The sequence below is a fragment of the Stenotrophomonas sp. 1L-E-5-B-C3 genome (assembly GCF_057292075.1).
The window spans coordinates 15,840-30,101 of the sequence record NZ_JBXAWS010000024.1 but is presented as its reverse complement, the minus strand read 5'-3'; the positions used below and the strand labels follow the sequence as shown (position 1 = coordinate 30,101).

Genomic DNA, 14,262 nt, shown 5'->3' with positions numbered 1-14,262 from the left:
ACGCAGTGCAGTCGAGCATGGCTCGACTCTACAACGCAGGTGTCACCGCCCGGCCAGCCACCCGATCACGCCCTCGGCGGCGCGCAGGCCACTGGCGTAGCACGCAGTCAGCAGGTAGCCACCCGTCGGCGCCTCCCAGTCCAGCATTTCGCCGGCACAGAACACGCCGGGCACTGCCCGCAGCATCAAGCCCTCATCCATCGCATCCAGGCGCACGCCACCGGCGGTGCTGATCACTTCGGCCATCGGCCGCGGGCGCAGCAGCCGCAGCGGCAGACGCTTGAGCGTGGCAACCACGGCGGTCAGATCGTTGCCCGCTTCCTTGCCGAGGAGCTCGAACACCAGCGCGGCCTTCACCGCATCCAGACCGGCCTGACGGCGCAGGTGTTCGCCGAAACTGCGACCCTTGCGCGGGCGCGACAGGTCGGCCAGCAGGCGTGCCTCGTCGCGTCCCGGCACAAGGTCCAGCCACAGCATGGCGTGGCCATCGCGGTTGATGGTCTCGCGCAGATCAGCCGCCAACGCGTAGACCAGGCTGCCTTCGATGCCGTACTCGCTGGCCACGCATTCGCCCTGCAGCGACCGCGGCTGGCCGGCCAGGTCGATCCAGTGCGCAACGACCGGCTTCAGCGGCGCGCCGGCGTTGCGCTGGGCAAAGAACGGCGTCCAGTCGACGTCGAAGCCGCAGTTGGCTGACTGCAGCGGCGCAATCTCCACACCCTGTGCCTGCAATGGTGTGACCCAGGCGCCGTCACTGCCGAGCTGCGGCCAGCTGCCACCACCGACGGCCAGCACGGTGGCATCGGCGTGGACCGCGATCTCACCCTCTTCCGTTGTGAAGCGCAGGGCGCCGTCGTCACTCCAGCCGATCCAGCGATGGTTGGCATGCAGGCGCACGCCCTGTTCCTTCAACCGGCGCACCCAGCCGCGCAGCAGCGGTGCCGCCTTGCGGTCGACCGGGAACACGCGCCCGGAGCTGCCGACGTAGGTTTCCACGCCGAAATCGGCGGCCCAATCGCGCAGCGCCTGCGCATCGAAGCTGTCCAGCCATCGACCGACCGTGGCCGCCTGCTCGCGGTAGCGGCTGTCGAACAACGGGCGCGGCTCGGAGTGGGTGAGGTTGAGCCCACCCTTGCCGGCGATCAGGAACTTGCGGCCGGGCGAACCCTTGGCCTCGTACAGGTCGACCTGCAGCCCGGCCGCGCGCAGGCGCTCGGCGGCGAACAGGCCGGCCGGACCACCGCCGACGACGGCGACCCGGGGTGGCATTGCGGTATTACGGTTTGACATCGAGCAGCTCGACATCGAACACCAGCGACGAGCCAGCCGGGATCGGGCCGACGCGACGGTCGCCGTAGCCGTAGTCCGGCGGAATCATCAGGGTGCGCTTGCCACCGACCTTCATGCCGGCCACGCCCTCATCCCAGCCGCGGATGACCTGGCCGGCGCCGAGCGCGAAGGTGAACGGTTCGCCACGGCTGACCGAGCTGTCGAAGGTCTTGCCGTGCTTGGTTTCGGTGCGGTTGTCGTAGATCCAGCCGGTGTAGTGCACGGTGACCTTGTTGCCGGCAACGGCTTCGGTGCCAGTGCCCGGGACGGTATCGATGCGCTCGAAGGTGGTCAGGGTGCCACCCGGCGGTGGGCCGGACGGTTCTGTCGAGCAGCCAACGGCGGCGAGGGACAGCAGCAGGGGAAGCAGCAGGCGGCGCATCGGGCGTCTCCGGAAGGGCGCAGGGCGAGGGCGGCAAGGGTAGCGCATCGGCGCCGGGTATCATGGGGCATGGCAAAACTCCTGCTCAATCTGCGCAATGTCGGCAACGACGAATATGCCGATGTCTGCACGCTGCTCGACCAGCACGGCATCGCCTGGTATCGCACCGAACCCAGCCCGTGGGGCATCTCCAACGGTGGCCTGTGGCTGCGCGAGGACGCCGATCATCCGCGCGCCAAGGCGCTGATGGCCGAGTACCAGGCCGAACGCGGGCCGCGCATCCGTGCCGAGCGCGAGCAGGCCCTGCGCGATGGCACCGCCGAGACTTTCGGCAGCCTGCTGCGGCGGCGGCCTGTGTACGTGGTACTGGTGCTGCTGGCGATGGCCGGTGCGGCGGCGCTGGTGCTGCTGCCGTTCGTGCTGCTGCGGGGATAAGGGGTTTCGGCCGGGTTGCACCCGGCACCCGCCGATGCCAGGGCAACTACAACAGCAACAGCAACAGCAGGCAATCCGTGGTGGGCAGGGCGGTGCGGGCAGGCGGGACACGCCGTAAACCCGTCCATGGGGGCTCGATGGCGCCATCCATGGCGCCAACGGTCCCGCCTGCCCACACCGCCCCGCCTCTGACAGATTCCGGGTATCTGCGGGGTCGGATCCCTCTGCCGCGCAGAGGGCTCTGACCCCCTGAATCTGTCCGTGCGGGCGGGAGGCGCTAAAATGGCAGGATGATCGCCAATACCGCTGCCTACCATTTCGCCGTCATCGACGCCCCCCAGGCCTTGTGCGACCAATTGCTGGCGCGCGCCGAGGCGGCGCAGCTGCGTGGCACGATCCTGGTGGCGGGCGAGGGGCTGAACCTGTTCCTGGCCGGTGCGCCGGAGGCGGTCGAAAGTTTCTATGCGGTGCTGCGTACCGATGCGCGCTTTGCCGATATGCGGGTCAAGACCAGTTTCAGCGAGCACCAGCCGTTCGTGCGGCTGAAGGCCAAGGTGAAGAACGAGATCATCAGCTTCCGTCGCGATGACGGCCAGCCGCTGGATTACCCGCGCGCACCTGCGGTCGACCCGGCCACCGTGCAGCGCTGGTTGCGCCAGGGTCATGACGACGCCGGTAAGCCGGTGGTGATGCTCGATACGCGCAATCTGCAGGAAGTGGAGTACGGCACCTTCAAGGATGCGCTGGTCTTGCCCATCGACAAGTTCACCGACCTGCCCGAGGCGTTGGCGCCGCACCGCGAAGCGTTGAAGGACAGCACGGTGGTCAGTTTCTGCACCGGCGGCATCCGTTGCGAGAAGGCGGCGCTGTGGATGGTCAACGACGGCATGGACAACGTGCTGCAGCTCGACGGCGGCATCCTCGGCTATTTCGAGGAGGTGGGGGGCGAAGGCTATGAAGGCCGCTGTTTCGTGTTCGACGAGCGCGTGGCGCTGGATGCCGAACTGAAGCCGATGGTCGACCAGCCGCTGCCGGAGCCGCGCCCCAGCGCGTTCTGATCCGCTCCGCTGTCGCGCCGGGCCATGCCTGGCGGAAATGTTGATTTCCGGGTAGAGCCGGCCGCTGGCCGGCTGCAAAGCGCTCTGCCTGCCGGCCAGCGGCCGGCACTACCGGATCAAGTGCGGTCAGCCCTGAACCCGCCCCACGGGAATCAGCATCCCGCTACCGTCACTGGCCGCCGCGCCTGACCGACCCCATGCATGGGGAATCCTGTGACGGAAAACCGCCTGATGATCCCGTTGTCGATTCTCGACCTGGCCCCGGTCTGCGAGGGCAGTGACACCACCGCTGCCTTCGCCAACATGCTGGAGCTGGCCCAGCATGCCGATGCGCTGGGCTACCGCCGCTACTGGCTGGCCGAACACCACAACATGCCCGGCATCGCCAGCGCCGCCACCGCAGTGCTGATCGGCCATGTCGCTGGTGGAACAAAGCGCATCCGCGTCGGTGCTGGCGGCATCATGCTACCCAATCATGCGCCGCTGCAGGTGGCCGAGCAGTTCGGCACGCTCGCCTCGTTGTATCCGGACCGCATCGATCTCGGCCTGGGCCGTGCGCCGGGCACCGATCAGCCGACCGCGCGTGCATTGCGCCGCTACTTCGACAGCGCTGACCAGTTCCCACAGGACGTGCGCGAGCTGCTGCACTACTTCGAGCCGGTGCAGCCCGGGCAGGCGGTGCAGGCCGTTCCGGGTGGTGGCCTGCGGGTGCCGACCTGGATCCTCGGTTCCAGCCTGTTCGGTGCGCGCATGGCCGCGTCGATGGGCCTGCCATACGCGTTTGCCTCGCACTTCGCACCGGATGTGATGGACGAAGCGCTGGCGGTGTACCGCCGCGAATTCCGCCCCTCGGCCACGCTGAAGCAGCCGCACGCGATGCTGGCCCTGAACGTCGTTGCCAGCGACAGCGAAGCCGAATCGCGGCGCCTGTTCACCAGCCAGCAGCAGAGTTTCGTGAACCTGCGCCGCGGCCGACCGGGCAAGATTCCGGCCCCGATCGACGACATCGAAACCTTCTGGGAGCCGCACGAAAAACTGGGCGTGGAACGGGCACTGGCCTGCACCGTCCTCGGCGATCCGCAGCAGGTGGCGGAGGGCATCGCCGCTTTCGTTGAACGGCACAAGCCGGACGAGCTGATGCTCACCGCCAACCTGTACGACCACCGCGCGCGCCTGCGCTCGTTCGAACTGGCGATGCAGGCCTGGCACGCCCGCCACGCCGGCTGAACAATTGCGTCACGAGCTGTTGCAGCGATGCACGGTCTGATGGGGCTCCCACTCACGGAGCCCCACATGTCCAACGCCCGCACTGAACACATCGCCCAGCTGGCTGAATTGATCAGGGACGTGGAGGTGGCGATGTTCACCACCACCGGTGTCGATGGTCGCCTCTACAGCCGGCCGCTGGCCACCCAGCAGGTCGCCTTCGATGGTGACCTGTGGTTCGTCATTACCGCCGACAGTCCGAAGGTGGCTGAAATCGCGCTCGATCCGCACGTCAACGTGGCCTATGCCTCGCCGTCGAAGAACACCTACGTGTCGGTGGCGGGGCGTGCGCGCGTGGTCGACGACCGCGCGAAGGTCGATGAACTGTGGTCGCCGGCGATGAAGCTGTTCTTCCCCGGTGGCAAGGATGATCCCAACCTGCGCCTGATCCATGTGCGTGCCGATTCGGCCGAGTACTGGGATGGCCCGGGTACGTTGCTGGGCAAGGCGTTGACGTTCGTGTTGTCGGCAGTGCAGGACGAGCCCGGGCAGTTGGCCGACAACGGATTCATTGACCTTCGGTGATGGCAGTAACCCGCCGGGCATGGCCCGGCGCTACCGGGCGTGGCTCGTGGGGGTAGCGCCGGGCCATGCCCGGCGAGCGCAGCGGCGCGCGCTCAGAACCAGCGCTGGAACAACTCCACCGTATAGCCCACCAGCTGCCCCGAACTGAAACCGAAGAAGGCGATCGCCGCCAATGCCGCGATCCAGTTGAACAGCATCAGTGCGCCATCGCGTTCCAGCAGCGCCAGCGCGAACAGCAGCAGCTGGAAGCCGAACAGGAAGTTGGTGAAGGGGATCGGCAACGACAGCAGCAGGCCCAGCAACACCAGCAGCATGCCGCTGAAGGCGTGCGCCGGCAGCGGTGTCAGCAGCTGCGGCAGGCGCGGTTTCAGCATCTTGTCCAGGCGCCGCAGCGGGCGATCGATGCGGTCCAGGAAACGGTGCATGGTGCCGCGCTTGGGCCCGCGACGGGCGATGAAGCCGGGCAGCCACGGTCGGCGCAGGCAGAACAGCATCTGCAGGCCGATCAGGATCACCAGCGGGCCGCTGACCGCGCCGCCCATGCCCGGGATCGGGATGAACGACGGCAGGATCGCCACGAACAGGAACACGCCGAACGCGCTTTGCTGCAGGTTGCACAGGATCTGGCCGAGCGGCATGTGCTCGGCCGGGTCGCCGGAGGCGAACATCTCCAGCAGGGTGCGGATGCCCTCGTTGCGGTAGGCCGGGCGCTCAGGGCCCGGTCCCTGGCCGGCCTCAGGCGGTGAGCTCATCGGCCTGCTCGTCCGACAGCGTGCGCAGCAGCAGCTTGTCCACGCGGGCACCGTCCAGGTCGACCACCTCGAAGCGCCAGCCAGCCCAGTCGAAGTATTCGCCCGCATGCGGGATGCGGCCGAAGTAGTGGATGCACATGCCGGCCAGGGTGTAGTAGTCGCCATCCTCGGCATCGGGCAGGTCGTTGCTGCCGATCAGCTCGCGCAGGTCTTCGATCGGCAACGAACCATCCACCAACAGCGAACCATCTTCGCGGGTCACCACCAGCGCATCTTCGTCGGCATTTTCGGTGGCCTGCAGACGGCCAACCACCGCGCCCATCAGATCGCTGATGGTCACCAGGCCCTGGATCTCGCCGTATTCGTCCACCACCAGCGCCATCGACTGCTGTTCCTCGCGGAAGATCTCCAGCAGCTTCATCGCGTGGGTGGATTCAGACACGTAAAGCGGCTCGCGCAGGGTCTGGAACAGCGCGTTGTCACCGCGCGCCATGCGCGTGGCCAGCGACTTCAGTTCCAGCACACCGACCACGTCCATGTCGTTGTCGCGGTACACCGGGTACCGCGAAAACTCATGCTCGGCCATGATCTCCAGGTTCTTGTCCAGACCGCCCTGCGTGTCCAGCCAGGCAATCCGGTTGCGCGGGGTCATCAGACTGTCGGCGGTACGATCGCCCAGGCGCATGACGCGGTTCATCATGTCGCGCTCGTGGGCGTCGATCACGCCGGCCTCGTGGCTTTCGGCCACCAGCATGCGGATCTCTTCTTCAGTTACCGAGGCGACTTCATCCTTGCCCAGGCCGAACAGGCGCAGCACCAGCTGGGTGGTCTTGGACAGCAGCCAGACGAAAGGCAGGGCCAGTTTGGCCAGCCAGCTCATCGGCATTGCCACCAGGCTGGCAATGGCCTCCGAACGGGTCAGCGCCAGTCGCTTGGGCACCAGTTCGCCGAAGATCAGCGTGATGAAGGTGATCAGGCTGACCGCCAGCGCGGTACCGACATTGCCGGCGTAGGCAAAGCCGGGCATCAGGCCCTGGATCCAGCCGGCGAAGGCCTCGCCCAGCGCTTCACCGCCGAGGTAGCCGGTCAGCACACCGATCACGGTGATGCCGATCTGCACGGTGGACAGGAAGCTTTCCGGCTTCTCCGACAGCTCCAGTGCCTTGGCGGCGCGCTTGGAGGTGCCGGCCATCTGCTTCAGGCGGCTCTTTCGCGAGGTCATGACCGACATCTCGGACATGGCGAAGAAGCCGTTCAACAGAACCAGCGCGAAGACAATCAGGATCATTTCAAACACGGGCATCGTCCCCGGTTGGTGGCAGGGAGGGCGGGTGCTTGCGATGGCGGCAGGCGCTCAGGAACCGGGTCCGGCGCGGCGCAGGGGGATAAGGGTCGTCGTCCATAAGGTGCGCCCGAGGGCGCGCTGGCATCTTAGCAAAGGGCCGTGGCAGGGTGGCAACTGCCTGTTCAGGTTGAGGGTCTCCAGGCCCCGAAAGGAGGCGGGGATACCCGAGATGGTCATCTAGCCGTCATAATTCCGTCTGGTGCCGTCCTTCCCGCGACGGCTGACAGGTTTCTCAATGTTCTCTCTGCAGACCATTTTCGGTTCCGGCAAACAGTTCTACACCCTGCTCGATGAGGCTGCCGTCGCGGCGTCCGACGCCGCCAAGGCGCTGCACTCCATGCTGCGCGAGGCCGACCGCCAGCCCGCGCTGGACGCTTTCAAGCTGGCCCGCCTGCGCGAACGCGCGGCCTCGGACAAGATCAGCCAGGCGCTGGTGGACAGCTTCATGACCCCGATCGAGCGCGAGGACATCGAGGCGCTGGGCTCGGCGCTGTACAAGATTCCCAAGCAGATCGAGAAGTTCGCCGATCGCTATTCGCTGGCCACGACCCACCTGGAGCACATCGACTTCGCGCCGCGCGCGGCGATGCTGGAGCAGGCTGCCGGCGTGGTGGTGGAGATGGTGGCCGACCTGCGCCACATGAACCTGGACCGGATGACCGCGCTCAACGAGAAGCTGCGCTCGCTGGAGAACGAGGCCGACCGCCTGATGCTCGAGCTGTACCGCGACATCTATTCGGGCCGCCTGGACAACCTGCAGATGTTCCTGCTGAAGGAATTCTTCGAGATCCTGGAAAAGGCCATCGACCGCTGCCGCGAGGCCGGCGTCGTGGCATACCAGATCGTGTTGAAGAACAGCTGACGGACGCCGCCGCATGTTGACCCTTGTCCTGGTGGTGATCCTGGCCGCACTCGTCTTCGAGTTCATCAACGGCTTCCACGACACCGCCAACTCCATTGCCACCGTGGTGGCGACCAAAGTGCTCTCGCCCGGCTGGGCGGTGATGCTGGCCGCTTTCATGAACCTCATCGGTGCACTGACCGGTACCGCGGTGGCGCTGACCATCGCTTCGGGCCTGCTCAACACCAACGTGGTCGACGTGACCCCGCAGGTGATCCTGTGCGCGCTGCTGGGCGGCATCATCTGGAACCTGATCACCTGGTGGAAGGGGCTGCCGTCCTCGTCCTCGCACGCGCTGATCGGCGGCCTCTGCGGCGCCGGCCTCGCGGCGGCCCACAACAACTGGGACGCGCTGATCTGGTCCGAGCGCCTGGGCAGCTGGGCGCAGAACAAGGGCCTGCTGTGGAAGGTGTTCGTGCCGATGATCACCTCGCCGATCGCCGGCTTCCTGCTCGGCATCGTGGTGATGGTGCTGCTGTGGGGCTTGATCGCCGGCCTGGCCAAGATCGGTGGTGCCATCGGCCGCCTGGCCCGTCCGCGCATCGTCAACGCCTTCTTCGGCAAGGCACAGATCGCCTCGGCGGCCTACATGGGCTTTGCCCACGGCCACAATGACGCGCAGAAGACCATGGGCATCATCGCGATGACCCTGATCGGTGCCGAAGCGACCGGCGCACTGAACGACCTGCCGTCGTGGCTGGCCTTCATGCACCCGGACGCGCATGCCGGCGACGGCATCGCCATGTGGATCGTGCTGACCTGCGCGGTGGTGATGGCTGCCGGTACCGCTTCGGGCGGCTGGAAGATCATCAAGACCCTGGGTCACAAGATGGTCAAGCTGCACCCCATCCATGGCTTCGCCGCAGAGACCAGCTCGGCAACCATCCTGACCCTGGCGGCCCACTTCGGCATGCCGGTCTCGACCACGCACAGCATCTCCACCGCGATCATGGGCGTCGGCTTCGCCAAGAACCCGCGTTCGCTGAAGTTCGGCGTGATCGAACGCATCGTCTGGGCCTGGATCCTGACCATTCCGGCAGCAGGTGGTTGTGCGTACCTGATCCTGAAGCTGTTCGAACTGTTCGGCTGGGCCTGATCGCCGCGCCAAGGTGCACACGAAAAAGCCCGCCGGATACCGGCGGGCTTTTTTCATGGGCAGAGCATTCTTCCGGACACATCGTGTCGACCAAGGTCGACACCTACCAGAGCAGAACCAGGGTCAGAGCCCGTTGCCAAGCAATGGGATCCGCCCCCGTGCCGACCAACGGTCGGCACCCACCAACAGCCGCAGGAATCTGTCAGCGGCGGGGTGGGGTGGGGTTGCAGGACCGTTGGCGCCATGGATGGCGCCATCGAGCCCCCATGGATGGGTTCACGGCGTGTCCTGCAACCCCACCCCACCTCGCCAGCCCACGGAAACCCGGCTTTTGACGCTGCCGTTGCCGTTGCCGTTGATCCGGCGGGTGCCGGGCCGCAGGCCCGGCCGAACCCCCTCAATTGCGCTGGAACAACGCCTGCACATCCTTCCGGAATGCCGCCTGGCTGTCCGCCCGGCTGTAGAACATGTGCCCGCCCGGATAACTGCGTACCTGCACCCGGTCCGGATTGCTGCCCATCGCCGGCATCTGGTCCACCGTCAGGATCGACCCCATGAACGGGCACGACAGGTCGTTCCAGCCATGCACGATCAAGACCTGAAGGTGCGGATCGATCGCCACCGCCTGGCGCAGCTGGGTCACCGCTCCCTGGCGCAGATCACTGTTGCGGTCCCACAACCGGTTCACCTCGTAGTTCAGCGCCTGGTAGCGGGAATCCACCTTCCAGCCGACCACGCGCGTGACGAAGTCGACCATCGCCGTGGTGGTCGGCGCGATGATGCTGTCCAGCAGCGGATCGTTGGCGCGCTGCTCCGGATCGTTCGGGAACGGATCGAACGCGGTCACGTTGGAATCGTAGCGGCTGCCCAGCGTGCCCTTGTCGCGGAACACCTCGCGCAGGTACGCCTGGGTTTCCAGACGACCACCGGCACGACGCACGAACTGCGGATCCAGGCCGGTCAGCTCGGTCACCCGGCGCAGCATCGCCTCGGTGGCCTGCGGATCGCTGCGGCCCTTCATCAGCGCGGTGGCGTAGTCGCCGCGGGTGTACTCGACCACGTCACGCATCGCCGCGTCGGTCAGCTTGCCCTGGCGCTCCAGGTGCGCGGCGGCGATGGAGGGCAGCGTCTGCATCCACGCCATCGGCGAGACATCGGCGTTGTCTTCCAGGGTCGGGCTCAGGTACGGCGACACCAGCACCAGGCCGTTCATCGCCACGCCCAGCCGGGTCTGCAGGTAGTGGGTGATGCGCGGGCCGCGGTAGCCACCGTAGCTTTCGCCGGTCAGGTACTTGCGCGAGGCCATGCGCTGGTTGCGCAGCAACCAGTCGTAGATCGAACGTGACAGGTACTCGATGTCGGCGTTGGGGTTGTACAGCTGCTTCTTGGCCTCGTCATCGCCGATGCGCGCGCGGCTGAAGCCGGTGCCGACCGGATCGATGAATACCAGGTCGGTGAAGTCCAGCCAGGTGCCCGGGTTGTCGTGCAGGGTGGCCGGCGCCGAGGCGCTGTCGCCTTCCGAACCGAAGGTCACCACCTTGGGGCCGATCGCGCCCATGTTGAGGTAGACCGACGAAGCGCCGGGGCCGCCATTGAGCGCGAAGGTCACAGGCCGGTCCTTGCCGGGCATCGTGTAGGCGGTGAACACCACGTCGGCGATCACCTTGCCCTTCTCATCGCGCACCGGCAGGGTGCCGACGGTGGCGGTGTAGTCGAGGGTGCGGCCGGCCAGGCGGATGCTCTGGCGGGCGGACGCATCGGCCGGCAGCGCAGGTGCTTCGGTCTTGTCGTCCTTGGCATCGGACTTGGATTCGGCGGCGGGCGCGGCCAGTACGCTGGCAGGAGCAATGAGCAGGCCGACGCAGAGCGCGGCAGTGTGCAGCAGGGACTTCATGGCACCGGATCGGCAGCGGAAGGGGGTTCCGATGCTAGGCCGCTACGGTGCCGCACCGTATGTGTCCAAAGCCATGGACAGGCGTTGTCGCCCGTTGCAGCCAGATTGGGTCAAGCGGGCAGGGCAGCGGCGGCTTCGTCGTCGGCCAGCAGACCGTACACCGCCGAGTCGGCCAGTTCACCCTGGATGCGCCAGCGCTGGCGCAGCAGGCCCTCACGATGGAAGCCGAGGCGTTCAAGCACGTGCGCGGAGGCCGCGTTGCGCGGATCGATCTCGGCTTCCACGCGATGCAGGCGCAAGGTGCGGAACAGGTAGGCCAGCACCTGCTGCAACGCTTCGTGCATGTAACCCTGGCCCTGCAGGTCAGGTGCCAGCAGGTAGCCGATCTCGGCACGGGCAGCGTCACGGTCGACGGCAAACACCACGCAGATGCCCAGCAGCGGCCCCTCCAGCGACTCGCGCACGGCCAGCTTGAGCTGGGTGCCGATGGCGTGCGCGGCGAGGTCGTCGTCGATCTGTTCGCGGGCGTCGGCCGGTCGTTTCCACGCCGGATGGTTCCACCAGCGCATCACCGCCGGATTGGATTGCAGCGTGAACAACGCAGCCGCGTCATCACGGCGGATCGGGCTCAGGACCAGGCGCGCGCTGTGCAGCGGCAGGCCGGGGAACAGCAGCGAGTGGCTGGGCAATGCGGTGGTCCGCGCGGGTAGGCGCGCATTATGGACCCGCAGGGTTTGCCGATGGGGGTGTAATGCCAATGGGGGTGTAATGCCAAGGGCACATGAACCGGTAGTGCCGGCCGCTGGCCGGCAGATCTGCCTGAATCACGCTGATGTCGAGGGTGCCGGCCAGCGGCCGGCACTACCGGGCGATGGGGTCAGAGCCCTTTCCCGCTGGGAAACGGATCCGACCCCGGTCAGGGATCAGGCTTCCAGCGAAGCGAGGTCGCCCTTGGTCTCCAGCCAGCCCTTGCGGTCAGACGCCCGCTTCTTGGCCAGCAGCATGTCCATCAAGGAACTGGTCTGCTCGCGATCGTCCACGGTCAGCTGCACCAGCCGGCGGGTATCCGGGTGGATGGTGGACTCACGCAGCTGCGGCGGGTTCATTTCGCCCAGGCCCTTGAAGCGGGTCACGTTGACCGCGCCCTTGATCTTTTCGCGTTCGATCTTGTCCAGCATCGAGCGCTTTTCTTCCTCGTCCAGGGCGTAGAACACCTGCTTGCCCACGTCGATGCGGAACAGCGGCGGCATTGCCACGAACACGTGGCCGGCATCGACCAGCGCCGGGAAGTGCTTCAGGAACAATGCGGTCAGCAGGGTGGCGATATGCAGGCCGTCCGAGTCGGCGTCGGCCAGGATGATCACCTTGCCGTAGCGCAGGCCGCTGATGTCATCCTTGCCCGGGTCGCAACCGATGGCGACGGCCAGGTTGTGCACTTCTTCCGAGGCCAGCACGCTGTTGGAGGACACTTCCCAGGTGTTCAGGATCTTGCCGCGCAACGGCAGGATCGCCTGGAAATCCTTGTCGCGGGCCTGCTTGGCGCTGCCACCTGCGGAGTCACCCTCCACCAGGAACAGCTCGGTACGGGAAAGATCCTGGCTGATGCAGTCGGCCAGCTTGCCTGGCAGGGCAGGGCCCTGGGTGACCTTCTTGCGGACGACCAGCTTTTCGGTCTTCAGGCGCGCGCTGGCGCGCTCGATGGCGATCTGCGCGATCTTCTCGCCCAGTTCCACGTTCTGGTTCAACAGCAGGCTGAACGCATCGTGCGCGGCGCCTTCGACGAAGCCGGCAGCTTGGCGCGAGGACAGGCGTTCCTTGGTCTGGCCACTGAACTGCGGGTCGGTCATCTTCAGCGACAGCACGAACGACACGCGGTCCCAGACGTCTTCCGGGGCCAGCTTGACGCCGCGCGGGAGCAGGTTGCGGAAGTCGCAGAACTCGCGCAGCGCTTCGGTCAGGCCGGTGCGCAGGCCGTTGGCATGGGTGCCGTGCTGCGCGGTCGGGATCAGGTTGACGTAGCTTTCCTGCACCAGCTCGCCTTCCGGCAGCCACGCCACGGCCCAGTCGACGATCTCGGTATCCTTCTTCAGGTTGCCGACGAACAGATCGGCCGGCAGCGACTCACGATCGCCGAGCTCCAGCTTCAGGTAATCGCGCAGGCCGTCTTCGTAGTACCAGGTGTCGACGTCGCCCGTGGCTTCGTCGGTCAGCTTGACGGTCAGGCCCGGGCACAGCACGGCCTTGGCACGCAGCAGGTGCTTGAGCGCACGCACCGCGAACTTGGGCGTGTCGAAATACTTGGGGTCGGGCCAGAAGCGCAGGCGGGTGCCGGTGTTCTTCTTGCCAACGCTGCCAACCACTTCCAGCGGCGAGGCGCGGTCGCCGTTGCGGAAGGTGATGCGGTGCTCGGCACCTTCGCGCTTGATGTGGATTTCGACCAGGGTGGACAGCGCGTTGACCACGCTGACGCCGACGCCATGCAGGCCGCCGGAGAAGGTGTAGTTGTTGTTGTTGAACTTGCCGCCGGCATGCAGGCGGGTGAGGATCAGCTCGACGCCCGGGATCTTCTCTTCCGGATGGATGTCCACCGGCATGCCGCGGCCGTCATCGCTGACCTCTACGCTGCCGTCCTTGAACAGGGTGATCTCGATCGAACGGGCGTGGCCGGCGAGGGCCTCGTCCACCGAGTTGTCGATCACTTCCTGCGCCAGGTGGTTCGGGCGCGCGGTGTCGGTATACATGCCGGGGCGGCGCTTGACCGGGTCAAGGCCGGACAGGACTTCAATATCGGCGGCGTTATAGCGGGCGTTCATCTGTCTTCGAAAGCTTGGAGCGACGCGCAAGTGTGCGGTCTGGCCCGTGATTTTGCACGCCTGCGGTTCAGCCTCGGAGCGCGCAAGGGGGTAAAATGGCAGCCGCTGGAATCTGAACGCCGGCGCCCCTAGTTGGACCGATATGTCCAAGCCATACCGCGAGGAGGACTCCATGAAGAAGTTGCTGACCATTGCGATCCTGGCCGCCGCTGCCGTTGCAGTGCCGCTGGTGCTGGCGCAGAACGCCGGCCAGCCGGCCCCGCAGCAGGGCGACCAGGCCGACAAGGCGCAGTCCGAGGCCGACGCCAAGGCCAAGCGCCGCGCCCAGGCCAATGCCGAGATGAAGGCCAAGGGCCAGCCGGTCCCGCAGCAGGAAGAAGAGGAAGAAGCGCGGAAGAAGCGCTGATCGCACAACCTGCCAGGCGCCCTTGCGACAAGGGTTGCGCTCCAGAACGCCCCGCCCAGC

At 66.5% G+C, this 14,262-nt stretch carries 14 protein-coding genes; 7 read left to right on the top strand and 7 right to left on the bottom strand.

Annotated features, from left to right (window positions below):
- Positions 1–42 precede the first annotated feature (42 nt).
- Complete coding sequence (locus AC0Z6F_RS20745) at positions 43–1,290, bottom strand: TIGR03862 family flavoprotein (protein WP_485618323.1); 1,248 nt, start codon at positions 1,288–1,290, stop codon at positions 43–45.
- Positions 1,277–1,711 carry an FKBP-type peptidyl-prolyl cis-trans isomerase gene (locus AC0Z6F_RS20740; RefSeq protein ID WP_004152813.1) on the bottom strand — a complete coding sequence of 145 codons (435 nt, stop codon included), beginning with the start codon at positions 1,709–1,711 and terminating at the stop codon, positions 1,277–1,279. Before AC0Z6F_RS20740 ends, AC0Z6F_RS20745 begins: the two co-directional genes overlap by 14 nt.
- 69 nt (positions 1,712–1,780) lie before the next feature.
- Here AC0Z6F_RS20740 and AC0Z6F_RS20735 point away from each other — a divergent pair, with 69 nt between their 5' ends.
- The 4 genes from AC0Z6F_RS20735 to AC0Z6F_RS20720 all read left to right on the top strand — a co-directional run bounded on the left by AC0Z6F_RS20735 (position 1,781) and on the right by AC0Z6F_RS20720 (position 4,995).
- A complete protein-coding gene (locus AC0Z6F_RS20735) occupies positions 1,781–2,146 on the top strand; it encodes a DUF6164 family protein (RefSeq protein ID WP_012510642.1) in 366 nt (121 codons plus the stop codon).
- A gap of 290 nt (positions 2,147–2,436) precedes the next feature.
- The gene (locus AC0Z6F_RS20730; RefSeq protein ID WP_100434403.1) at positions 2,437–3,204 is read left to right on the top strand and encodes a sulfurtransferase; all 768 of its coding nucleotides are present in this window, start codon (positions 2,437–2,439) and stop codon (positions 3,202–3,204) included.
- Positions 3,205–3,435: 231 nt separating this feature from the next.
- Positions 3,436–4,431, top strand: coding sequence for an LLM class flavin-dependent oxidoreductase (locus tag AC0Z6F_RS20725; protein ID WP_065722305.1), 996 nt, complete (start codon positions 3,436–3,438; stop codon positions 4,429–4,431).
- Between the two features lie 66 nt (positions 4,432–4,497).
- Positions 4,498–4,995, top strand: coding sequence for a pyridoxamine 5'-phosphate oxidase family protein (locus AC0Z6F_RS20720; RefSeq protein WP_065722304.1), 498 nt, complete (start codon positions 4,498–4,500; stop codon positions 4,993–4,995).
- A 92-nt stretch (positions 4,996–5,087) separates the two neighbouring features.
- Here the strand turns inward: AC0Z6F_RS20720 and AC0Z6F_RS20715 are convergent, their stop codons facing one another.
- Positions 5,088–5,747 carry an exopolysaccharide biosynthesis protein gene (locus AC0Z6F_RS20715; protein WP_012510646.1) on the bottom strand — a complete coding sequence of 220 codons (660 nt, stop codon included), beginning with the start codon at positions 5,745–5,747 and terminating at the stop codon, positions 5,088–5,090.
- A complete protein-coding gene (locus AC0Z6F_RS20710) occupies positions 5,731–7,035 on the bottom strand; it encodes a hemolysin family protein (protein WP_041864498.1) in 1,305 nt (434 codons plus the stop codon). The genes AC0Z6F_RS20715 and AC0Z6F_RS20710 overlap by 17 nt, the downstream gene beginning before the upstream one ends.
- 292 nt (positions 7,036–7,327) lie before the next feature.
- Between AC0Z6F_RS20710 and AC0Z6F_RS20705 the strand changes: the two genes are divergently transcribed.
- Positions 7,328–7,954, top strand: a complete 627-nt coding sequence (locus AC0Z6F_RS20705; RefSeq protein WP_004152833.1) for a DUF47 domain-containing protein — start codon at positions 7,328–7,330, stop codon at positions 7,952–7,954.
- A 13-nt stretch (positions 7,955–7,967) separates the two neighbouring features.
- Positions 7,968–9,089, top strand: coding sequence for an inorganic phosphate transporter (locus AC0Z6F_RS20700; protein ID WP_012510648.1), 1,122 nt, complete (start codon positions 7,968–7,970; stop codon positions 9,087–9,089).
- A 397-nt stretch (positions 9,090–9,486) separates the two neighbouring features.
- Here the strand turns inward: AC0Z6F_RS20700 and AC0Z6F_RS20695 are convergent, their stop codons facing one another.
- The 3 genes from AC0Z6F_RS20695 to parE all read right to left on the bottom strand — a co-directional run bounded on the left by AC0Z6F_RS20695 (position 9,487) and on the right by parE (position 13,796).
- On the bottom strand, positions 9,487–10,983 hold the full coding sequence (locus AC0Z6F_RS20695; RefSeq protein WP_004152835.1) for a S10 family peptidase: 1,497 nt from the start codon (positions 10,981–10,983) through the stop codon (positions 9,487–9,489).
- A 110-nt stretch (positions 10,984–11,093) separates the two neighbouring features.
- The gene (locus AC0Z6F_RS20690) at positions 11,094–11,672 is read right to left on the bottom strand and encodes a GNAT family N-acetyltransferase (protein ID WP_012510649.1); all 579 of its coding nucleotides are present in this window, start codon (positions 11,670–11,672) and stop codon (positions 11,094–11,096) included.
- 234 nt (positions 11,673–11,906) lie between these two features.
- Complete coding sequence (gene parE, locus AC0Z6F_RS20685; protein ID WP_012510650.1) at positions 11,907–13,796, bottom strand: DNA topoisomerase IV subunit B; 1,890 nt, start codon at positions 13,794–13,796, stop codon at positions 11,907–11,909.
- A gap of 172 nt (positions 13,797–13,968) precedes the next feature.
- On the opposite strand from parE, the gene AC0Z6F_RS20680 reads away from it, so the two are divergent.
- The gene (locus tag AC0Z6F_RS20680) at positions 13,969–14,202 is read left to right on the top strand and encodes a hypothetical protein (RefSeq protein WP_032969519.1); all 234 of its coding nucleotides are present in this window, start codon (positions 13,969–13,971) and stop codon (positions 14,200–14,202) included.
- Positions 14,203–14,262 lie beyond the last annotated feature (60 nt).

What these genes read in the sequence shown, in the direction of transcription:
- AC0Z6F_RS20745 (WP_485618323.1), bottom strand. Translation starts at nt 1,290, where the DNA reads ATGTCAAACCGTAATACCGCAATGCCACCCCGGGTCGCCGTCGTCGGC.
- AC0Z6F_RS20740 (WP_004152813.1), bottom strand. Translation starts at nt 1,711, where the DNA reads ATGCGCCGCCTGCTGCTTCCCCTGCTGCTGTCCCTCGCCGCCGTTGGC.
- AC0Z6F_RS20735 (WP_012510642.1), top strand. Translation starts at nt 1,781, where the DNA reads ATGGCAAAACTCCTGCTCAATCTGCGCAATGTCGGCAACGACGAATAT.
- AC0Z6F_RS20730 (WP_100434403.1), top strand. Translation starts at nt 2,437, where the DNA reads ATGATCGCCAATACCGCTGCCTACCATTTCGCCGTCATCGACGCCCCC.
- AC0Z6F_RS20725 (WP_065722305.1), top strand. Translation starts at nt 3,436, where the DNA reads ATGATCCCGTTGTCGATTCTCGACCTGGCCCCGGTCTGCGAGGGCAGT.
- AC0Z6F_RS20720 (WP_065722304.1), top strand. Translation starts at nt 4,498, where the DNA reads ATGTCCAACGCCCGCACTGAACACATCGCCCAGCTGGCTGAATTGATC.
- AC0Z6F_RS20715 (WP_012510646.1), bottom strand. Translation starts at nt 5,747, where the DNA reads ATGAGCTCACCGCCTGAGGCCGGCCAGGGACCGGGCCCTGAGCGCCCG.
- AC0Z6F_RS20710 (WP_041864498.1), bottom strand. Translation starts at nt 7,035, where the DNA reads ATGATCCTGATTGTCTTCGCGCTGGTTCTGTTGAACGGCTTCTTCGCC.
- AC0Z6F_RS20705 (WP_004152833.1), top strand. Translation starts at nt 7,328, where the DNA reads ATGTTCTCTCTGCAGACCATTTTCGGTTCCGGCAAACAGTTCTACACC.
- AC0Z6F_RS20700 (WP_012510648.1), top strand. Translation starts at nt 7,968, where the DNA reads ATGTTGACCCTTGTCCTGGTGGTGATCCTGGCCGCACTCGTCTTCGAG.
- AC0Z6F_RS20695 (WP_004152835.1), bottom strand. Translation starts at nt 10,983, where the DNA reads ATGAAGTCCCTGCTGCACACTGCCGCGCTCTGCGTCGGCCTGCTCATT.
- parE (WP_012510650.1), bottom strand. Translation starts at nt 13,796, where the DNA reads ATGAACGCCCGCTATAACGCCGCCGATATTGAAGTCCTGTCCGGCCTT.
- AC0Z6F_RS20680 (WP_032969519.1), top strand. Translation starts at nt 13,969, where the DNA reads ATGAAGAAGTTGCTGACCATTGCGATCCTGGCCGCCGCTGCCGTTGCA.